Below are 16,103 nucleotides of genomic sequence, written 5' to 3' on the forward strand. Positions count from 1 at the left end.
AATCTGCGGCCTTTGCTATTGGAGCATTTGCAGCAAAAATACGAAGCGGTTTTGCGTGGGATAATGCGTGAAAAAATAGATGGCGCATTTCCGATGTTTCGATCAAAACAGGAAACGCTTTCGAAAACTTTAGTTCTGATACGGCAAACGCAATGGATCGGCCTGCAAATCCATTTCCAGATGAAGCTTGTGCTTGAACAAGCCATTATGGTCTATGCCTTTCCCAATGTGAATAACACAAGCAGCCTTCAGAGGCCCTTCCAGAATATCATAAGCGCGCCTGCGCGCCTCTTCATCCATTCCATCCAGCGTTCCATCGATCACGACCCAGTGAGGGTTTTGCAGCACCAGCCGCGCTAAGGCGAGGCTTTGCTGTTCGTCAGCCGTCAGCGTCCGATCCCAGCGCAGCGGGCGGTCGATCTGCGACACCAGCCGCTCAAGTCCCGCCAGTCTGAGCACCTCGGCAACCTGATTTTTTGAAAAGTCAGCAGAGTTCAAAGGATAAACAACCGCATCGTGCAGATTGCCCGGCGGGATATAGGGTGCATGCGGAATGAACACCACGCGGTTTCCCGCAGGCATTCCGATGCGTCCACTGCCCCACGGCCACAAGCCGCCAAGTGCCCGAAAGAACAGGCTGCGCTCGGATTCGGTCGCCCCCGTTACAAGCAGGCGCTCACCGGGATTGATGACGACCTTCTTCTCAACCAGATTGAGACATCCTTCAGGGGAAGCAATCGACAGACTATCGATTGTCAGGCTTTCTTCTTCATTGGTCGCAACCGCGATCTGCTGATCAGGATGGCCAATTTCATCCATGCGCAAAATAGCCTGCCGAAAGCTTGCCACGCGCAAGAGCGTTGCGCGCCAATCAGCGATGGCGCCAAAATTATCGACAAACCAGCGCAGCGAATTGTGCACCTGCGTAAAAGCACCCACGGCCATCATCAGACCGCCAAATGTCAGTCCGCCTGAAAAATAAACCGGTGCGGCAACAAGAATCGGAGCAACGATCGTGAACCAGCCATAGCCAGCCGTCACCCATGTCAGATTGGTCGTCGCAATGACGATCCGCTTGATTGCGACCAAGACAGCATCAAGATCACGATAAAGCCTTCGCCGCTCATCCGCCTCACCACGGGCCAGCGTCACCGCATCGATATGCTCATTGACCCGCATCAGCGAAAAGCGGAAATCAGCCTCACGCGCATAGCGGTTGGCATTGTGATTGACGAGACTGCGGCCAACAAACCATGACAGCAGCGATGCCGAACCCGCATAAAACACCGCTGCCCAGACCATATAACCGGGAATGGAAAAACTGTAGCCCCCGACATGAAAGACAAAGCCGCTCGAAAGCGACCATAACACCCCAACAAAACTAACCAGAATGACGGTCGATTGCAGCAGATTGATTCCAAGATCGCTGGTTGTTTCAGCCAGATGCCGCGCATCTTCCTGCAAGCGTTGATCGGGATTAACACCGATCTCGCCAGCCTTTGCCAGCCGGAAGGCGCGCCCCGGCTGCAACCATTGCCCCACCAGATCGCGCGCCAGTCCCTCCCGCAACTTGAGCTTGAACATCTGGTTGAGCCATGTCTGCGACACGTTGAGGATAAGAATTGATCCAGCGATAGCGAAAAAAATCAACAGCTGATGAAAGAAAGCGCTCAGATTGCGATCCGATAACGCATTGTAAAAGGGCACATTCCAGCGGTTGATGGCGACCTGCCCGACCGCGATCAGAACAATCAGAACAAAGATTCCGGTTCCAACTGCAATCAGAGTGTTGCGAACCGAGGAAACCCAGAATGCACTCATCATCATATGCACATGCGAGAAAAGATCATTGCCGTCGTGCTTGCCCTTATTGGACCGGTCACGAAGCGGATGCTCGGCGCTGAGCGGCTTATCCTGCTTTGATTTGGATACCACGTCTTTCCTCACCGAATGTGTGCAACAATTTGCCGGTAAAAAACCGCGCGTTCAATAACAGACTTCTTCCAACGCGTCTTAATCAATTCCCGGTGTATGCTATAGCAATATTTTTAAACCTGTTAGGACCCGCCTCGGCAGAAACAAGCGTTCACCTGAACATTGAAATATGAAAAAGCGATACAGAAATAGACCTTTAGAGATAGCAAAGCCTGTCTTGTCTTGGTCAAAATTGTCACATATAATTCTGGCATCGATTTTTCGGTCAAGTGACTTTGCGACCCGCCCGGCCTGCCGTGCTTCCTGACGATCTCCTGTCCATAAATTCGATCCACAGGGACGTGTGCGAAGCATACGGACTAACGACTACTAATGTTACAAAGGAATTTCCCATGGCTACGGGAACAGTTAAGTGGTTCAACACGACCAAGGGCTTCGGCTTCATTCAGCCTGATCAGGGCGGCACGGACGTATTCGTCCACATTTCCGCTGTTCAGCGCGCAGGTCTTGCGACCCTCGACGAAGGCCAGAAGGTTTCGTACGAAATCGTACAGGACCGTCGTTCGGGCCGTTCGTCTGCCGACAACCTCGTCGCAGCATAAGTTTTGCCTCTAAGGCAGAGAAAAAGGCGGGGCAACACCCCGCCTTTTTCTTTATCTGAAATCAAGGCAGCCAGCCCATTGGGACATGGCCGTCATCGCCAATAACACGCGCAAGCCACGCATTGATTGCCGGATAGAGCGTCATATCAAAGCCACCGCGATGCGCCTCATGTGTATAAGCATAAAGCGCAATATCAGCCACTGTCAGGCTGTCTCCTGCCAGAAACGGCGTCTTCTTCAACTGCTCTTCCATGACACCAAGCGCTTTATTGCCCCCCGCAAGTGTCGATGCCAGCCGCTCCGGCGTGGCAAGATGCGCGCGCTCCGGGTAAAGCAGCAAGGAGCGGCGCACGGCAACATAAGGCTCATGGCTGTATTGCTCAAAGAACAGCCATTGGTAAACCAGTGCACGCTCATAAGCGTCTTTTGGCAGGTAGGGCGTTCCTTCTGCCAGATGGAGAAGTATTGCATTTGATTCGGCAAGGAAACGCCCATCTTCCAACTCAAGCAGTGGAACTTTGCCATTCGGGTTTTTCGCTAGATATTCAGGCGTCTGGGTTGAACCGTCGAGTGCCGACACCGTAACATGTTTGAAAGGCTTGCCGAGTTTTGCAAGCAAAAGCCGTGGCTTATAGCAATTTCCGGAATCGAGCTGTGAATAGATTGTGAGCATCTGCTTCTCCTGTACCGATATAACATGTCGATCTGCGTGCAGCCTGTCCAATCAGTTTCATTGAAGCAACAGGGTCGGATTACTGATAGATCAGAACTTTTCAGCAACACAATCGCGCGAGAAACCGTATTTTCTCGCGAAACCGCAAAGCTGTTGTTGCGATTCTTGCGCCAATGGGACATAGAAAGTCCGCAAAACCGGACCGTGCCCGGTGCCGGTTATCTGATCCTGCCATCTATGGAGATCTATCATGGCATTTCTCGCCGACGCCCTTTCTCGTGTAAAGCCATCTGCAACCATCGCGGTCAGTCAGAAAGCACGTGAACTGAAAGCCAAGGGCAAGGACGTGATTGGTCTGGGAGCAGGCGAACCCGATTTCGACACGCCGGACAATATCAAGCAGGCTGCCATCGACGCCATCAATCGCGGCGAAACCAAGTACACACCCGTTGCCGGTATTCCTGAGCTGCGTCAGGCCATCGTTGCCAAGTTCAAGCGTGAAAATGGCCTCGACTATAAGCCAGAACAGGTCATCGTCGGCACCGGCGGCAAGCAGATCCTGTTCAATGCTTTCATGGCAACCCTGAACCCCGGAGATGAAGTCATCGTGCCTGCGCCATACTGGGTCAGCTACCCGGAAATGGTTGCGATCAATGGTGGCACTCCGGTTTTCGTCAACACCAAGATCGAAGACAATTTCAAGCTGACAGCCGCGGAACTTGAAAAGGCGATCACACCAAAGACCAAGTGGCTGGTCTTCAACTCGCCATCAAACCCAACCGGCGCGGCTTATTCCGAAGCGGAACTGAAGGCGCTGACCGACGTTCTCGTTCGTCATCCGCAGGTCTGGATTCTGACTGACGATATGTATGAGCATCTCGTCTATGGCGATTTCGTCTTCACGACCCCTGCTCAGATTGAACCTTCGCTTTATGATCGCACGCTCACCATGAACGGCGTGTCCAAGGCCTATGCAATGACCGGCTGGCGTATTGGTTACGCTGCAGGCCCGTTGCAGCTCATCAAAGCCATGGACATGGTGCAGGGTCAGCAGACCTCCGGCGCTTGCTCCATCGCTCAGTGGGCAGCTGTTGAAGCGCTCAATGGCCCGCAGGACTTCATTCCAGAAAACAAGAAGATCTTCCAGGCTCGTCGTGATCTGGTTGTATCGATGCTCAATCAGGCAAGCGGCATCCACTGCCCGACACCTGAAGGTGCATTCTACGTCTATCCATCCTGCGCCGGCCTGATCGGCAAGAAGACGGAAGCTGGCAAGGTCATCGAAACCGACGAAGATTTTGTCACCGAACTGCTGGAAGCTGAAGGAGTTGCCGTCGTTCATGGTTCGGCCTTTGGCCTTGGACCGAACTTCCGCATTTCCTATGCAACGTCCGATGCCTTGCTCGAAGAAGCTTGCTCACGCATTCAGCGCTTCTGCGCAAGTCTGCGCTAACAACTTCGAATATAAATGATGAAAGGGGCCGAAAGGCCCCTTTTTCGTATCCGCTTATGTGTCGGAAGGAATGACTTCAGCGCGAAGCCAAAAAAAAAGCCAGACAAATGTCTGGCTTTGAGTTTTGAAGGTGCCTTCGAGGCAAACCTCCAGAGGGGAACACTCAGCGCGCGCAAATGGGAGGAGGAAACGCAGCACTGAGATGCATTCTTTATGCCCTGTGATTATTGTTTTTGCAACTCAACTTTAAAACAATGCAGCTATGCATTTAACGCATAGCTCTGATTTTTATAATAACTCAAATAAATCAGTATGTTACAAGTTAACCAAGCGAAAAAGTTTTTTAAAACCGAATAATGACGCGCCTAAACGAGAGGCACATGATCAATCTCAATGCCTTTTATAATGGCAAAAAACTTTAGTGGGCAAGCAAATCAGTTCGACAGTCGCTTGTCATGAAACGATCATTCAACTGAAACCAATTTGTCATCTGATGCTCCTAGAAGCCATGTAGAATTCGCAGCCTCACTCATTCAACGCGCTGCGCAGGAGCTTATCTTGCGGATCATACAGATTACCGACACGCACCTCAGCCCAACCAAGCCGCACTTCAACAGCAACTGGCTTCCCCTCGTTAACTGGATAGCTGATCAGAAGCCGGACCTGATCATCCATACAGGTGACTTCACAGTAGACGGTGCCGATATCGAAGAAGACCTGGCCTTTTGTCGGGAGCTGATAGCGGACCTTCCCGCGCCAATTCTGTGTCTTCCGGGCAATCACGACATCGGGCATTTGCCCGCAAGCCGCCAGCCAGTCAATGCACAGAGACTGCAACGCTGGCGCGCGCATTTCGGTCCCGATTACTGGGCGCGGGATTTTGGACAATGGCGACTGATCGGTCTCAACAGTCTCATCCTCGGCGACGGCTCAACCGACGAGGAACAGCAGTTCCTCTGGCTCGAACAGCAATTAAGCGAGAGCGGCGGCCGACCCGCCGCGGTTTTTGCGCACAAACCTTTGTTTGTCGATGCGCTGGATGAAGGCAACACCGGCCTTTGGGGTGTTCCACCAAGACCTCGCCAACGCCTGGCCGATCTCTTTGCGGATTATAATGTCAAACTTCATGCAAGCGGCCATCTGCATAGAGCATGGTCGGGCCAAGCAAACGGAACGAATTATGTATGGGCGCCGTCGGCAGGCTTTGTCGCCCATGCAATCAACCGGGAATTGCCGGGCGAGCGCATCATCGGGGCTGTTGTTCATAATCTGGACGATACGGTTCTCAGTGAAATCGTCGAGGTCGATACACTCATACATTACGTGATTGATGACGTTATGCACGAGGTCTATCCACATAATCTTAATGGGAATAAGACCTGAACAACGACTCCCCTATCGCCCTGGAGAGTTCATAATAGCAAAAGGCCGCGTCAGTCATCCTGCGCGGCCTTTTGCTAATTTCTGAGCCTGATCAGAACACCCAGTTTCTCGCCTTCGAGAACAAGAAGTCGCGGAAGGCATGCAGCTTGGCCGAATTCTTCAACGCTTCCGGGTAACAAAAGAACGTATCGAAGGAAGGAATTTCCTCAAGCTCTGGCAGAAGCTGGACGAGACCCGATTCCTTATCGGCCATATAGTCAGGAAGAACCGCAATGCCGACGCCACGCTGCACAGCGCGACGGATCGACAAAAGATTATTGACCTGCAAAACCGGAATACGTGAGCTACCATCCGTACGGCCGGCAATCTCAAGCCAGTTCAAGCCGGTCAGATAGCTTGGCGCAGGCTCACCGAATGTCACCACGCGATGCTGGTCAATTTCCTCAATGGAATTCAATTTTCCATGCTTGGAAACATATCCTGCCGATGCATAGACATGCATGTGCACAGTAAACAGGCGACGTTGAATGAGATCCGGCTGTTGCGGCTGACGCAGACGAATGGCGCAGTCCGCGTGACGCATGGTCAAATCCAGCTCCTCATTATCGAGGATAAGCTGCAACTGAATATCCGGATAAAGCTCAACGAATTCCTGAATGCGTTCGATCAGCCAGCCGGAGCCAAGACCAACCGTTGTGGTCACACGCAGGCGACCTGTTGGCTTTTCCTTGCTTTCGGCAAGCTTGGAGCGAACATTTTCGAGCTTCATCAGCACGTCATGTGCCGTCCGGTAGAGCGTTTCGCCCTGTTCCGTCAGAATGAGTCCGCGCGCATGTCGATGAAACAGCGGAACGCCGACATCTTGCTCAAGTGCGCTCACCTGACGCGAAATAGCCGACTGCGACAGATGCAATGTCTGCGCGGCATGGGTAAAAGACCCTGCTTCCGCAGCAGCATGGAAGATGCGCAGTTTATCCCAGTCGAGCGGTGCGACCACCTTCTCCCCCTCTCATTACTCCGCAGCTTCGTGCAGCGGTTCCTGTGCAGCCAACCAGCGCTCTGCTTCCAGAGCAGCCATGCAGCCCATACCCGCAGCCGTGACTGCCTGCCGGTAAATATCGTCTGTGACGTCGCCAGCAGCAAAAATGCCAGCAACATCTGTGGCCGTTGAATCGGGTGCAGTCCAAAGATAACCGTTTGGCTTCTGCTTGAGTTTGCCTTCAAACAAAGAAACAGCCGGCGCGTGACCAATTGCGATGAAAACGCCATGCGCATCATGAACAGTCGTCTCCCCCGTAACAACATTCTTCAAGCGCACACCGGTCACGGTTGCGCCCATCGGCGGCTTGGCTTCAGTGCCGACAATCTCATCGATGACACTGTTCCAGACCACTTTCACATTATCGCGTGACAGCAAACGATCCTGCATGATCTTCTCAGCACGGAAACCTTCGCGGCGATGAACAACCGTCACGCTCTTGGCGATGTGCGAGAGATAAAGTGCTTCTTCGACAGCCGTATTGCCGCCGCCAACAACCACAACATCCTTGCCGCGATAAAAGAACCCGTCACAGGTCGCGCAGGCTGAAACACCACCACCCATGAAGGTCTGTTCGCTTTCAAGGCCCAGCCACTTGGCCTGCGCACCTGTGGCAATGATCAGCGCATCACAGGTGTAAACTGTGCCAGAATCACCGATCAGACGAAACGGACGCGACGTGGTCTCAACTTCAGTGATAATGTCGTAAAGAATCTCGGCGCCAACATTCTGCGCCTGCGTTGCCATCTGGTCCATCATCCAGGGCCCCTGTACGGGTTCAGCATAGCCTGGATAGTTTTCCACATCGGTTGTGATCATCAACTGACCACCCTGCTGAAGACCAGTGATGATGATCGGCTTGAGCATCGCACGCGCTGCATAGATTGCGGCAGTATAACCCGCCGGACCTGAGCCGATAATAATAACGGGCGCGTGACGCTGTGACATAAGGGTAGTTCTCCGGTCCCAAAAATCGATTTAATTCGCGGACGTCAAGCTTGCGAGAATCGCTTTCGCACTCGATTTGGCTAGTGCCCTGATATTGTGTCCAAGGTAGGTCCACCAACCCGCATTTGCAAGGTTGGCTGCATGTTTGCCGCCCTTCGCCCACAGCTTGTGACCTTTCGGAACGGCTATACGCCACACCCGCATTGCAGCGGGCAGTTTCCCGCGTTAAACACGCTGAATAAATCACTGCTTTCAAAAAGCTGGAGCCTACCGCTATCTATAAGACAGTCGCCAATATCTGCGCGCGTTTCGGCCTCGTAATGGCTGTGGCAATGCTGCTGCCAGCGGCCGTCGATCTGCGCGACGGCAGCGATGACTGGCTCGTTTTCGTGCGTTCTGCCGCAGCAACCGGCGCTTTGTCTGCCCTGATTCTGCTGGCCACGCACAATCACAACACCCGCTTCACACCGCGGCTTGGTTTTTTGCTGACCGTCTGCCTGTGGGTGACTGGCGGCTTCCTCGGTTCGATCCCGCTTTATTTCTCCCATCTGCCAATCAGCTATGCCACCGCTTTCTTTGAAGCGATGTCAGGCATCACATCAACCGGTGCCACTGCTCTGACAGGTCTTGATGACATGCAGCGCGGCATCATTCTGTGGAGATCACTTCTTTGCTGGATCGGCGGTATCGGCTTTATCGGGCTTGCGCTTTTGCTGCTGCCATCGCTGCGTGCAGGAGGGCTTGCGCTTTTTCATATGGAGAATTCCGACAAATCGGAAAAAATTCTTCCACGCATGAACCAGATCGCTCTGGGCATCATCACAGCTTATCTAAGCCTGACAACCGCTTGTACAATCGCATATTTCGCAGCAGGCATGAGCATATTTGATGCTGTGAACCATAGCATGACGACGATCGCCACGGCAGGCTTTTCTACGCATGACAGCTCTTTCGGATTTTACCACGACAACCACCTGATATTGCTTATATCAACTGTGTTTATGGCCTTATCAGCGCTACCGTTTATTCTTTACATTAAAGCTTTCATGCCACGTCGAACGGATTCGCTCATTGACCCCCAGGTGAAGCTGTTTCTGGCCATTGTTATTGGTTTCAGCTTTATTCTGGCAATTGTGCTGCGCCTTGGTTCACATATTCCATTTGGAAGTGCTCTGATCACGGCATCTTTTAATTTTGTATCCGTCATTTCCACGACCGGCTTTACAACGGAAGACTATTCGCTGTGGGGACCGCCGGCAATCGGCATTTTCTTTCTTGCCTCGTTCCTTGGCGGCTGCGCTGGCTCCACTTCCGGCGGTATAAAAATGAATCGCCTGATCATTTTGTGGAGTCTGACGCAAGCGAACCTCGTGCGGCTGATCACGCCCCATGCGGTCATTAAAATCCGGTACGGTTCATCGGAAGTGTCCGGCGAGATCGCCCAGAACGTTCTGCTCTATCTGTTTCTTTATATCGCTTCTCTTGTCATCGGCGCCGTCTTGCTGGCGTCCCTCGGACTGGATTTTATTTCCGCCTTCACCGGCGCGTTGACTGCCCTGTCAAATGTCGGGCCCGGTCTGGGCGATACAATCGGACCAGTGGGCAACTATTCCACCATTCACGATCCCGCGCTTTGGGTGCTTTCATTCCTGATGCTCGCGGGGCGTCTTGAGCTTGTCACCGTATTTATCCTGTTCACACGCACTTTCTGGATGCGCTAACAGCGCTTTAAGCAGTTTACATCCGGTCGTTTCTTTTGGTATGAGCAGGATTACATTGCGCTATAGCGGCGCTGAGTGTTTTATTATTACGCCTGAATGAAATTTCATTGCGCGCGGAGTTTTATATGCCGATCAAGGCCGATCTGGACGAAATCGATTGGAAAATCCTTCGGGAGCTCCAGAATAACGGGCGCATCACCAATGTCGAACTCGCTGAGCGGGTTGGAATTTCCGCCCCTCCCTGCCTGCGCCGCGTCCGCAAACTTGAGGAAAGCGGTGTCATTCGTGGTTACCGCGCCATCCTTAACGGCAATGCACTCGGTCAGGATCTCGTCGCTTTCTGTTCGGTGGGCCTGCACCGTCAGGCGGATGCCGATTTAAAAGCCTTTGCAGAGAAAACCAAGCAGTGGCCGCTGGTACGCCGCGCGTGGATGGTGTCGGGTGAATCCGACTTTTTGCTGCATTGCGTTGCGCGCGACCTTAACACGTTCCAGACCTTCGTCATCGAAGAGCTGACGGCTGCGCCCAATGTGGATTCGGTCCGCACAGCCTTGACCATTCGTCCGGTTAAGGACGAGCCACTGATGATTCTCTAAATCTATTTGGCGTTAAACACCCGCTCGTAAACCGCGCTGATTGCTTGCGCTTCTTTTTCGAGCGGAAACGCTTCACGCACGTGGGCCAGCGCGTTTTCGCCATCGCGTTGAGCCATAGCCGGATCGGCAAGATAAGGTTCAATAGCATTGCGCAAAGCATTGCCGTCACCTGCCGCAACAAAACTGCCCGTACCTTCCACGATCATTTCGGCATAGGCACCGGCATCGCTTGCAACGACAGCCGTTTGTGAAGCCATGGCTTCCAGCGGCGTGAGGCCAAAACCTTCGTTGCGCGATGGCGCCACATAGAGTGTAAGCCGCCGATACCAGATGCGCACATCCGGCACCTCACCAAGAATGCGGATGCGATCCTGCAAACCAGCAGCCGTAATACGCGCTTTCAAATCATCTTCGAATGCCTGATGTTCAGTCGTCGTACGCCCGGTAATGATTGCCGTCCAGTCAGGATATTTTGGCAACAGCGCAATCATCGCATCAACGAACAAATCCGTGCCTTTTGAATGACGCACCCGGCCAAAACAGCCAACTGCATATTTACCCGGCAGCCCGGATGCGCTGAACTGGTCATCATCGCCGAGCGGCGGATGAAACCGTTTAAGATCAACGCCATGCATGATCACATCATGCGGCACTTCGAGAAAACGTCCCGAACGACCACTGGTCGCAATCACCGCATTCATGCGGCGAATCAGCCATTTGGTGAAAGCTTTGTGATGTCGCTGTGCAGCAGACGTAAACACCAGCCTGAGCTTCATGCGCAGCACATCGCGCATGAAGATGCCTGCCAGCATTTCGATATTGCGACGTGCGTGCCAGATACGGAAACGTCGCCTCGCAGGCCTTTTCCAAAAGGAGAAAAGCGCTGACCAGCCTAAATGCGGCAGGCTGTCAGGCAGTCCCGGCCCCATTGTCGCAATGCCCAATCCCTTCGCGCGCTGCAAAGGGATAAGTTGCACGATGGTTGAGGTCACGCCCGAAAGGCGACGCTTGAAATTAGGCGCAACGACCTCAACCTGATCAACGGGAACCGTTACCTCAGACATCAAACAAACTTGAAACTGATGATCTCGTAAGAACGCGAGCCGCCCGGTGCATTGACTTCAATCGTGTCACCTTCACCCTTGCCGATCAGCGCGCGCGCGATTGGCGAGGAAATCGAAATACGGCCTTCCTTGACGTTGGCTTCCTGATCGCCAACGATCTGATAGACCTTCTCTTCTTCGGTGTCTTCATCGATCAGCGTGATGGTTGCGCCAAACTTGATTTTATCGCCGGAAAGCTTGGTAACGTCGATCACTTCGGCGCGGCCAACCAGATCTTCAAGCTCGTTGATACGGCCTTCATTCAGGCTTTGGGCTTCTTTTGCAGCGTGATACTCAGCATTTTCAGAAAGATCGCCATGCGCGCGCGCTTCAGCAATCGCCTCAATGATCCGAGGGCGCTCAACTTGCTGACGCGTGCGCAGTTCTTCCTTGAGGTTTTCGAAACCGCGAGGGGTCATCGGGAACTTTTCCATACCCAGTCCAGTCCTTTCCATCGCCCGTCGCACTCCCCTCCGGGATTAAATGCGACGGCAGTTTGATTGCCCGCCTGATCTTGCCTCACACATTGAAGCAAAATCACCGTCCGAAAGGTAAAAATACCCGCCGGCACACAAAAGAAAACGGTCCCCGAAGCACAGGCTTCGGAACCGTTCAAAGTGATGTTGATGAAACTATAGCATTTTCACAAATCATTTCACGAACAAAAATTTTAGCCTGTTAATTGTGCGGGAAACATTGCGCTATTTTGCAGAAATCGGCCAGCTTGCAGGCCACTTTTCAGGCCCACCCGCATAATTGCCGTCACAATCACCTTTCGACCGCTCTTCAACAAGCACAAAGCGCACCTTGCCTTCGCCATCATCGGTGGCTTTCCAGACATCATAGGTTCCGCAATCACCCAAGCCCCTGCCCTTGAAAAACGCGGTCACTGTCTTGCTTGCCTGCGACCAGTCGATATTCCATGACTGATCGACCGTGCTTGGCCCATCATCCGAAATGGTTGGCAACGCGATTGGAACCACCTGATTCTCATACTGGCTATAGAAGACATAAGGCTGATTATAAGCTCCCGGCGAGCCGCATGGCATTGCAATCATGCTCAACCCATCACCTATCTTCGCTTTAAAACCGCCACCTGTGTCAAAGGATGACCCGCCAGACGTGCCACATACACCTTTTTCATCGGTAAAATCTGGCCGGATTTTCTTTGGCAACTGTTCGGGAGTTGTGATCAGCGAGACATCGGGCGCAGGCGGCGCAGGCTTTTTGCCTTTGGCCTGCAGGGCCGCGACTGTGCCATTTCGCGCCTGCTGCTCATCAAGATAAATAAGACCACCGACAAAACCGGACAGCGAATAGCTGTAAGTCTTATTTCCAAGTTGCAGCGTCAATTTCTGCCCCGCCTTCATGGCATCCATCAGCTTGGCAACATCCGCCGCATTATCATAATCGAACTGATCATCATTGGGCTTGAGTGCGGAAACAGCGGCGGAAAGAGCTGGCTTGCCATCAACCGCAATGACGAATTGCCCGGAGGCAGGCTTCGAATCAAGATTGGACAAGCGTAACAAGGGCTGCGCGCCGACTGCACTGCTGCGATACAGATTGAACGAGGGGGCGCCTTGCGTTGTACTGTTAAGCGTAAGCGTGCAATTGGACGCATAATCACACAGAACCCAGCTATCGCGAATCTGTTTGAAAGCGGCCGAGGCTGAACCGGGATTTGCAAAAACGAGAGCCAGTGCAGCGCCTGTAAGAACTGACCTATGATTAAATAGACAAGAAAACATGCTGCCCTTCCGAAAAAGCTTTGCCACACTCGCAACAAGAGGAAATCCCTTGCCGCAGCGTCAGGCTAATGCCTATAGCATATCCACGAAGGGATGATGAGCCAAGCTGTCATCCTTGTTTCTTATAGACATGAGGCACTGATGACACGCGTACAGGCTAATATGCTCCTTCTTCTGGCGGGCGTCATCTGGGGCATGGGCTTTGTCGCGCAATCAACTGCCATGGCAAGCATCGGCCCGTTTCTGTTTATCGGTGTTCGTTCTGCCATTGCCGCATTGTCGGTTTTGCCATGGTCGATTGCTGAAGGCAGGCGCTCGCCGCATAAGCTTGATCGTTCGAATTATCTTTATTTCATGCTTGTTGGCGCAACGCTCTTTACTGGTCTTGTGCTCCAGCAAATCGGCCTGATTACCACCTCTGTCACCAATGCCGGTTTTCTGACCGGGCTGTATGTCGTGATGGTGCCGGTGCTCGGCGTCATCATTTTCAGAAATTGGCCGCATCCCATTGTCTGGCCAAGCGCGGTGGCATGTCTTGCAGGTATTTTTCTGCTTTCCGGCGGGCAGCTAAGCGCCCTCAAACACGGAGATTGGCTCATCATCATCGGCGCGATATTCTGGGCGATGCAGGTTCTGCTGATCAGCCGGGCCAATCGTTCCGGGCGCCCCATCACGCTAAGCTGCGTTCAGTTTGCCACTGCGGCCGCCGCTGGCCTTCTGATTGCCGTTGCTATCGAAGACATCAACTGGAATGCCATCGCCCTGACATGGAAAGAACTGCTGTTTACCGGCGTCTTCTCATCTGGCGTCGCATTCACGCTGCAAGCCATCGGCCAGCGCTACACGACGTCAGCGCAGGCTGCGATTTTCCTGTCTTCCGAAGCAATCTTTGCAGCAATGTTCGGCGCAATCTTCCTCGGGGACCGGCTGACCTTCATCGGCTTCATCGGCTGCGGCCTGCTATTTACCGCAATGCTGGCGGTGGAACTGGTCCCGATGTTCTGGAAGCGCAAAACGGAACCAGCTCTGAGCGCAGCAGAGTAATCAACCCCGGAAGATGAGGGCCGCACCACCGGCAATCAGCGCAAAGCCAAGCAGGTGATTCAAGGTGAAGGCTTCTTTGAGATAAAAGACCGAGAACAAGCTGAAGATCACCAGCGTGATGACTTCCTGCATCGTTTTAAGCTGTGCGGTCGAATACACTTCATGCCCGATGCGATTTGCAGGCACAGCCATACAATATTCAATCAGCGCGATACCCCAGCTGATAAGAATGACCGTTACGAGCGGCGTGCTGGTAAATTTCAGATGCCCGTACCAGGCAAAAGTCATGAAAATATTGGAGCCAATCAGAAGCAGAATCGGCAGAACGCTTGGTGACATGAGTGCTGACATGAAAAAAACTTTGGGGACCGGAAGGACACTGTCGCGGCTTGGCCCGAAACCGCAAGATACTGTTAGCAGAGTGTTATAGAGATTTCGCCAATCTTATGACCATGAGACGCCTGATTATCGCCACAGCCCTTAACAGAAGCGCTGACTGTTCGTTTACGCTTATGGTCTAATATGTGTTGGAGCCAGTTCCAAACTGAAAGGCATGGACATGAGTTTTGCGTTGTCCAACCGCTTTCGTCGCTATGCACGCCCGGCAAGCTTTATATTGCTGGTGCTTATGGCTGGCTGTTCCGGTGATCGTCCTCCCCGCCCGCAGGCTGACATTGGCAGCGCCGATATCATTGTGCCGCCTGCCCCGGTTCCTTCCGCCCAAAGCCCGCGCGAAGCACGCGTCGTCGGACTTGCCGAAGAAATCGAAACCAATGCCAACGAGATGACGACCCATAGCCAGCCACACTATGCTGGCGATTATGGCTTTGCTTCGCCTATCCAGAACCCGGTCAGTACGGCTGAAAACATTTACACCCTATCAAATTCAGAAGCCGCCTGCCGCACCCGGCTCAAGCGGCTTGGTGTCGTCTTCACTGAAAAGTCGCCCATCAATCAAGGCGGCACATGTCGCATCGACAACCCGATTGAAGTCAGCGGCTTCAACAGCGGTTCCATCGCCTTCAAACCCGCAGCCACGCTCAATTGTCAAGTCACTGAAGCCTTTGCACGCTGGATCAAGGGCGACCTGCAACCTTCGTCCCGCCTGCGTTACCTCTCAGGCATTAATACCATTCACAACGCGGGCGGCTATTCCTGCCGTACCATGAACCACCGTCGCGGCGCCAAAATGTCGGAACATTCCCGCGGCAACGCCATCGACGTCACGAAAATTGTTCTCAACAATGGCAAAAGCATAGCCGTGCGCAAACCCGGCTTCTTCTCCTTTAGGGAGAAAGGTCTGCTCAACAGCGTTCGCTCCGATGCCTGCAACTATTTCACCACAGTTTTAGGCCCCGGTTATAACCGCGAACACGCGGACCACTTCCACTTCGACCTCATGCAGCGCCGAAGTGGATATCGCGCCTGCAAATAGCAACAGGCCCTGTTGGTGTCACTCTGCCGGAACCGGCGTTGGCTGTCCGCTCTTGTCGAGCGCCACCATGACGAATTCGCCATGCGTCACAAGATCCATCTCCTCGGCGAGATAGCGCTGCGCCCATGCTTCAACACGCAGCGTAATTGATGTGCGTCCAACACGGATGATTTCCGTATAAACACACAGAACATCACCGATTTTGACCGGCTTTGCGAAAGACATTTCACGCACGGCAGCAGTAACCACACGTCCCTTGGCGCGTTCAGCAGCACGAATGCCACTGGCCGTATCCATCTGCGCCATAACCCAGCCACCGAAAATATCACCAGCCGAATTGGTATCTTTTGGCATAGCCTGCGTGCGCACAGTCAGCATGCCCTTAGGCGCATTGAAATCGTTCATCGATAGGTCCCTTGC

At 53.1% G+C, this 16,103-nt stretch carries 16 protein-coding genes; 7 read left to right on the forward strand and 9 right to left on the reverse strand.

Going from position 1 to position 16,103, the window contains the following annotated elements:
- Positions 1–129: 129 nt before the first annotated feature.
- Positions 130–1,935 (reverse strand): ABC transporter ATP-binding protein/permease, encoded by a 1,806-nt coding sequence (locus ABE530_RS05980; RefSeq protein WP_499693953.1) that lies wholly within the window; start codon positions 1,933–1,935, stop codon positions 130–132.
- Between the two features lie 392 nt (positions 1,936–2,327).
- Between ABE530_RS05980 and ABE530_RS05985 the strand changes: the two genes are divergently transcribed.
- Positions 2,328–2,537, forward strand: a complete 210-nt coding sequence (locus ABE530_RS05985) for a cold-shock protein (protein WP_006471898.1) — start codon at positions 2,328–2,330, stop codon at positions 2,535–2,537.
- Between the two features lie 61 nt (positions 2,538–2,598).
- Here the strand turns inward: ABE530_RS05985 and ABE530_RS05990 are convergent, their stop codons facing one another.
- A complete protein-coding gene (locus ABE530_RS05990) occupies positions 2,599–3,210 on the reverse strand; it encodes a glutathione S-transferase family protein (RefSeq protein WP_499693954.1) in 612 nt (203 codons plus the stop codon).
- A gap of 250 nt (positions 3,211–3,460) precedes the next feature.
- Here ABE530_RS05990 and ABE530_RS05995 point away from each other — a divergent pair, with 250 nt between their 5' ends.
- Both ABE530_RS05995 and ABE530_RS06000 read left to right on the forward strand, forming a co-directional pair.
- The gene (locus tag ABE530_RS05995) at positions 3,461–4,663 is read left to right on the forward strand and encodes a pyridoxal phosphate-dependent aminotransferase (RefSeq protein ID WP_265985526.1); all 1,203 of its coding nucleotides are present in this window, start codon (positions 3,461–3,463) and stop codon (positions 4,661–4,663) included.
- Between the two features lie 558 nt (positions 4,664–5,221).
- Entirely contained in the window at positions 5,222–6,046 is an 825-nt protein-coding gene (locus ABE530_RS06000; protein ID WP_499693955.1) for a metallophosphoesterase family protein, read from the forward strand.
- Between the two features lie 91 nt (positions 6,047–6,137).
- On the opposite strand, the gene ABE530_RS06005 is transcribed toward ABE530_RS06000, so the two are convergent.
- Together ABE530_RS06005 and trxB are read right to left on the reverse strand one after the other, a co-directional pair.
- On the reverse strand, positions 6,138–7,043 hold the full coding sequence (locus tag ABE530_RS06005) for a LysR family transcriptional regulator (protein ID WP_265985528.1): 906 nt from the start codon (positions 7,041–7,043) through the stop codon (positions 6,138–6,140).
- Between the two features lie 15 nt (positions 7,044–7,058).
- Positions 7,059–8,033: a thioredoxin-disulfide reductase gene (gene trxB, locus ABE530_RS06010; RefSeq protein WP_499693956.1), complete on the reverse strand. Its 975-nt coding sequence runs from the start codon at positions 8,031–8,033 to the stop codon at positions 7,059–7,061.
- A 320-nt stretch (positions 8,034–8,353) separates the two neighbouring features.
- Here trxB and ABE530_RS06015 point away from each other — a divergent pair, with 320 nt between their 5' ends.
- Together ABE530_RS06015 and ABE530_RS06020 are read left to right on the forward strand one after the other, a co-directional pair.
- Complete coding sequence (locus tag ABE530_RS06015; protein WP_499693957.1) at positions 8,354–9,754, forward strand: TrkH family potassium uptake protein; 1,401 nt, start codon at positions 8,354–8,356, stop codon at positions 9,752–9,754.
- A 125-nt stretch (positions 9,755–9,879) separates the two neighbouring features.
- A complete protein-coding gene (locus tag ABE530_RS06020; RefSeq protein WP_095447076.1) occupies positions 9,880–10,350 on the forward strand; it encodes an Lrp/AsnC family transcriptional regulator in 471 nt (156 codons plus the stop codon).
- A gap of 2 nt (positions 10,351–10,352) precedes the next feature.
- Here ABE530_RS06020 and ABE530_RS06025 read toward each other — a convergent pair whose 3' ends face one another.
- The 3 genes from ABE530_RS06025 to ABE530_RS06035 form a co-directional block, all read right to left on the reverse strand.
- Complete coding sequence (locus ABE530_RS06025) at positions 10,353–11,414, reverse strand: glycosyltransferase family 4 protein (RefSeq protein WP_499693958.1); 1,062 nt, start codon at positions 11,412–11,414, stop codon at positions 10,353–10,355.
- Positions 11,414–11,887, reverse strand: a complete 474-nt coding sequence (gene greA, locus ABE530_RS06030) for a transcription elongation factor GreA (RefSeq protein WP_265985699.1) — start codon at positions 11,885–11,887, stop codon at positions 11,414–11,416. Before greA ends, ABE530_RS06025 begins: the two co-directional genes overlap by 1 nt.
- Before the next feature lie 267 nt (positions 11,888–12,154).
- Positions 12,155–13,204: a DUF1176 domain-containing protein gene (locus tag ABE530_RS06035; protein WP_499693959.1), complete on the reverse strand. Its 1,050-nt coding sequence runs from the start codon at positions 13,202–13,204 to the stop codon at positions 12,155–12,157.
- Positions 13,205–13,345: 141 nt separating this feature from the next.
- Here ABE530_RS06035 and ABE530_RS06040 point away from each other — a divergent pair, with 141 nt between their 5' ends.
- Positions 13,346–14,248 (forward strand): DMT family transporter, encoded by a 903-nt coding sequence (locus ABE530_RS06040; RefSeq protein ID WP_265985533.1) that lies wholly within the window; start codon positions 13,346–13,348, stop codon positions 14,246–14,248.
- Here ABE530_RS06040 and ABE530_RS06045 read toward each other — a convergent pair whose 3' ends face one another.
- The gene (locus ABE530_RS06045) at positions 14,249–14,599 is read right to left on the reverse strand and encodes a DMT family protein (protein ID WP_265985534.1); all 351 of its coding nucleotides are present in this window, start codon (positions 14,597–14,599) and stop codon (positions 14,249–14,251) included.
- Positions 14,600–14,807: 208 nt separating this feature from the next.
- Between ABE530_RS06045 and ABE530_RS06050 the strand changes: the two genes are divergently transcribed.
- Complete coding sequence (locus tag ABE530_RS06050; protein WP_499693960.1) at positions 14,808–15,683, forward strand: extensin-like domain-containing protein; 876 nt, start codon at positions 14,808–14,810, stop codon at positions 15,681–15,683.
- A gap of 18 nt (positions 15,684–15,701) precedes the next feature.
- On the opposite strand, the gene ABE530_RS06055 is transcribed toward ABE530_RS06050, so the two are convergent.
- On the reverse strand, positions 15,702–16,088 hold the full coding sequence (locus ABE530_RS06055; protein ID WP_265985536.1) for an acyl-CoA thioesterase: 387 nt from the start codon (positions 16,086–16,088) through the stop codon (positions 15,702–15,704).
- Positions 16,089–16,103: the final 15 nt, after the last annotated feature.

The sequence above is a fragment of the Brucella sp. TWI559 genome, assembly GCF_039674265.1.
Classification (GTDB): domain Bacteria; phylum Pseudomonadota; class Alphaproteobacteria; order Rhizobiales; family Rhizobiaceae; genus Brucella; species Brucella chromiisoli.

What these genes read in the sequence shown, in the direction of transcription:
- ABE530_RS05985 (WP_006471898.1), top strand. Translation starts at nt 2,328, where the DNA reads ATGGCTACGGGAACAGTTAAGTGGTTCAACACGACCAAGGGCTTCGGC.
- ABE530_RS05990 (WP_499693954.1), bottom strand. Translation starts at nt 3,210, where the DNA reads ATGCTCACAATCTATTCACAGCTCGATTCCGGAAATTGCTATAAGCCA.
- ABE530_RS05995 (WP_265985526.1), top strand. Translation starts at nt 3,461, where the DNA reads ATGGCATTTCTCGCCGACGCCCTTTCTCGTGTAAAGCCATCTGCAACC.
- trxB (WP_499693956.1), bottom strand. Translation starts at nt 8,033, where the DNA reads ATGTCACAGCGTCACGCGCCCGTTATTATTATCGGCTCAGGTCCGGCG.
- ABE530_RS06015 (WP_499693957.1), top strand. Translation starts at nt 8,354, where the DNA reads ATGGCTGTGGCAATGCTGCTGCCAGCGGCCGTCGATCTGCGCGACGGC.
- ABE530_RS06020 (WP_095447076.1), top strand. Translation starts at nt 9,880, where the DNA reads ATGCCGATCAAGGCCGATCTGGACGAAATCGATTGGAAAATCCTTCGG.
- ABE530_RS06025 (WP_499693958.1), bottom strand. Translation starts at nt 11,414, where the DNA reads ATGTCTGAGGTAACGGTTCCCGTTGATCAGGTTGAGGTCGTTGCGCCT.
- greA (WP_265985699.1), bottom strand. Translation starts at nt 11,887, where the DNA reads ATGGAAAAGTTCCCGATGACCCCTCGCGGTTTCGAAAACCTCAAGGAA.
- ABE530_RS06035 (WP_499693959.1), bottom strand. Translation starts at nt 13,204, where the DNA reads ATGTTTTCTTGTCTATTTAATCATAGGTCAGTTCTTACAGGCGCTGCA.
- ABE530_RS06040 (WP_265985533.1), top strand. Translation starts at nt 13,346, where the DNA reads ATGACACGCGTACAGGCTAATATGCTCCTTCTTCTGGCGGGCGTCATC.
- ABE530_RS06045 (WP_265985534.1), bottom strand. Translation starts at nt 14,599, where the DNA reads ATGTCAGCACTCATGTCACCAAGCGTTCTGCCGATTCTGCTTCTGATT.
- ABE530_RS06050 (WP_499693960.1), top strand. Translation starts at nt 14,808, where the DNA reads ATGAGTTTTGCGTTGTCCAACCGCTTTCGTCGCTATGCACGCCCGGCA.
- ABE530_RS06055 (WP_265985536.1), bottom strand. Translation starts at nt 16,088, where the DNA reads ATGAACGATTTCAATGCGCCTAAGGGCATGCTGACTGTGCGCACGCAG.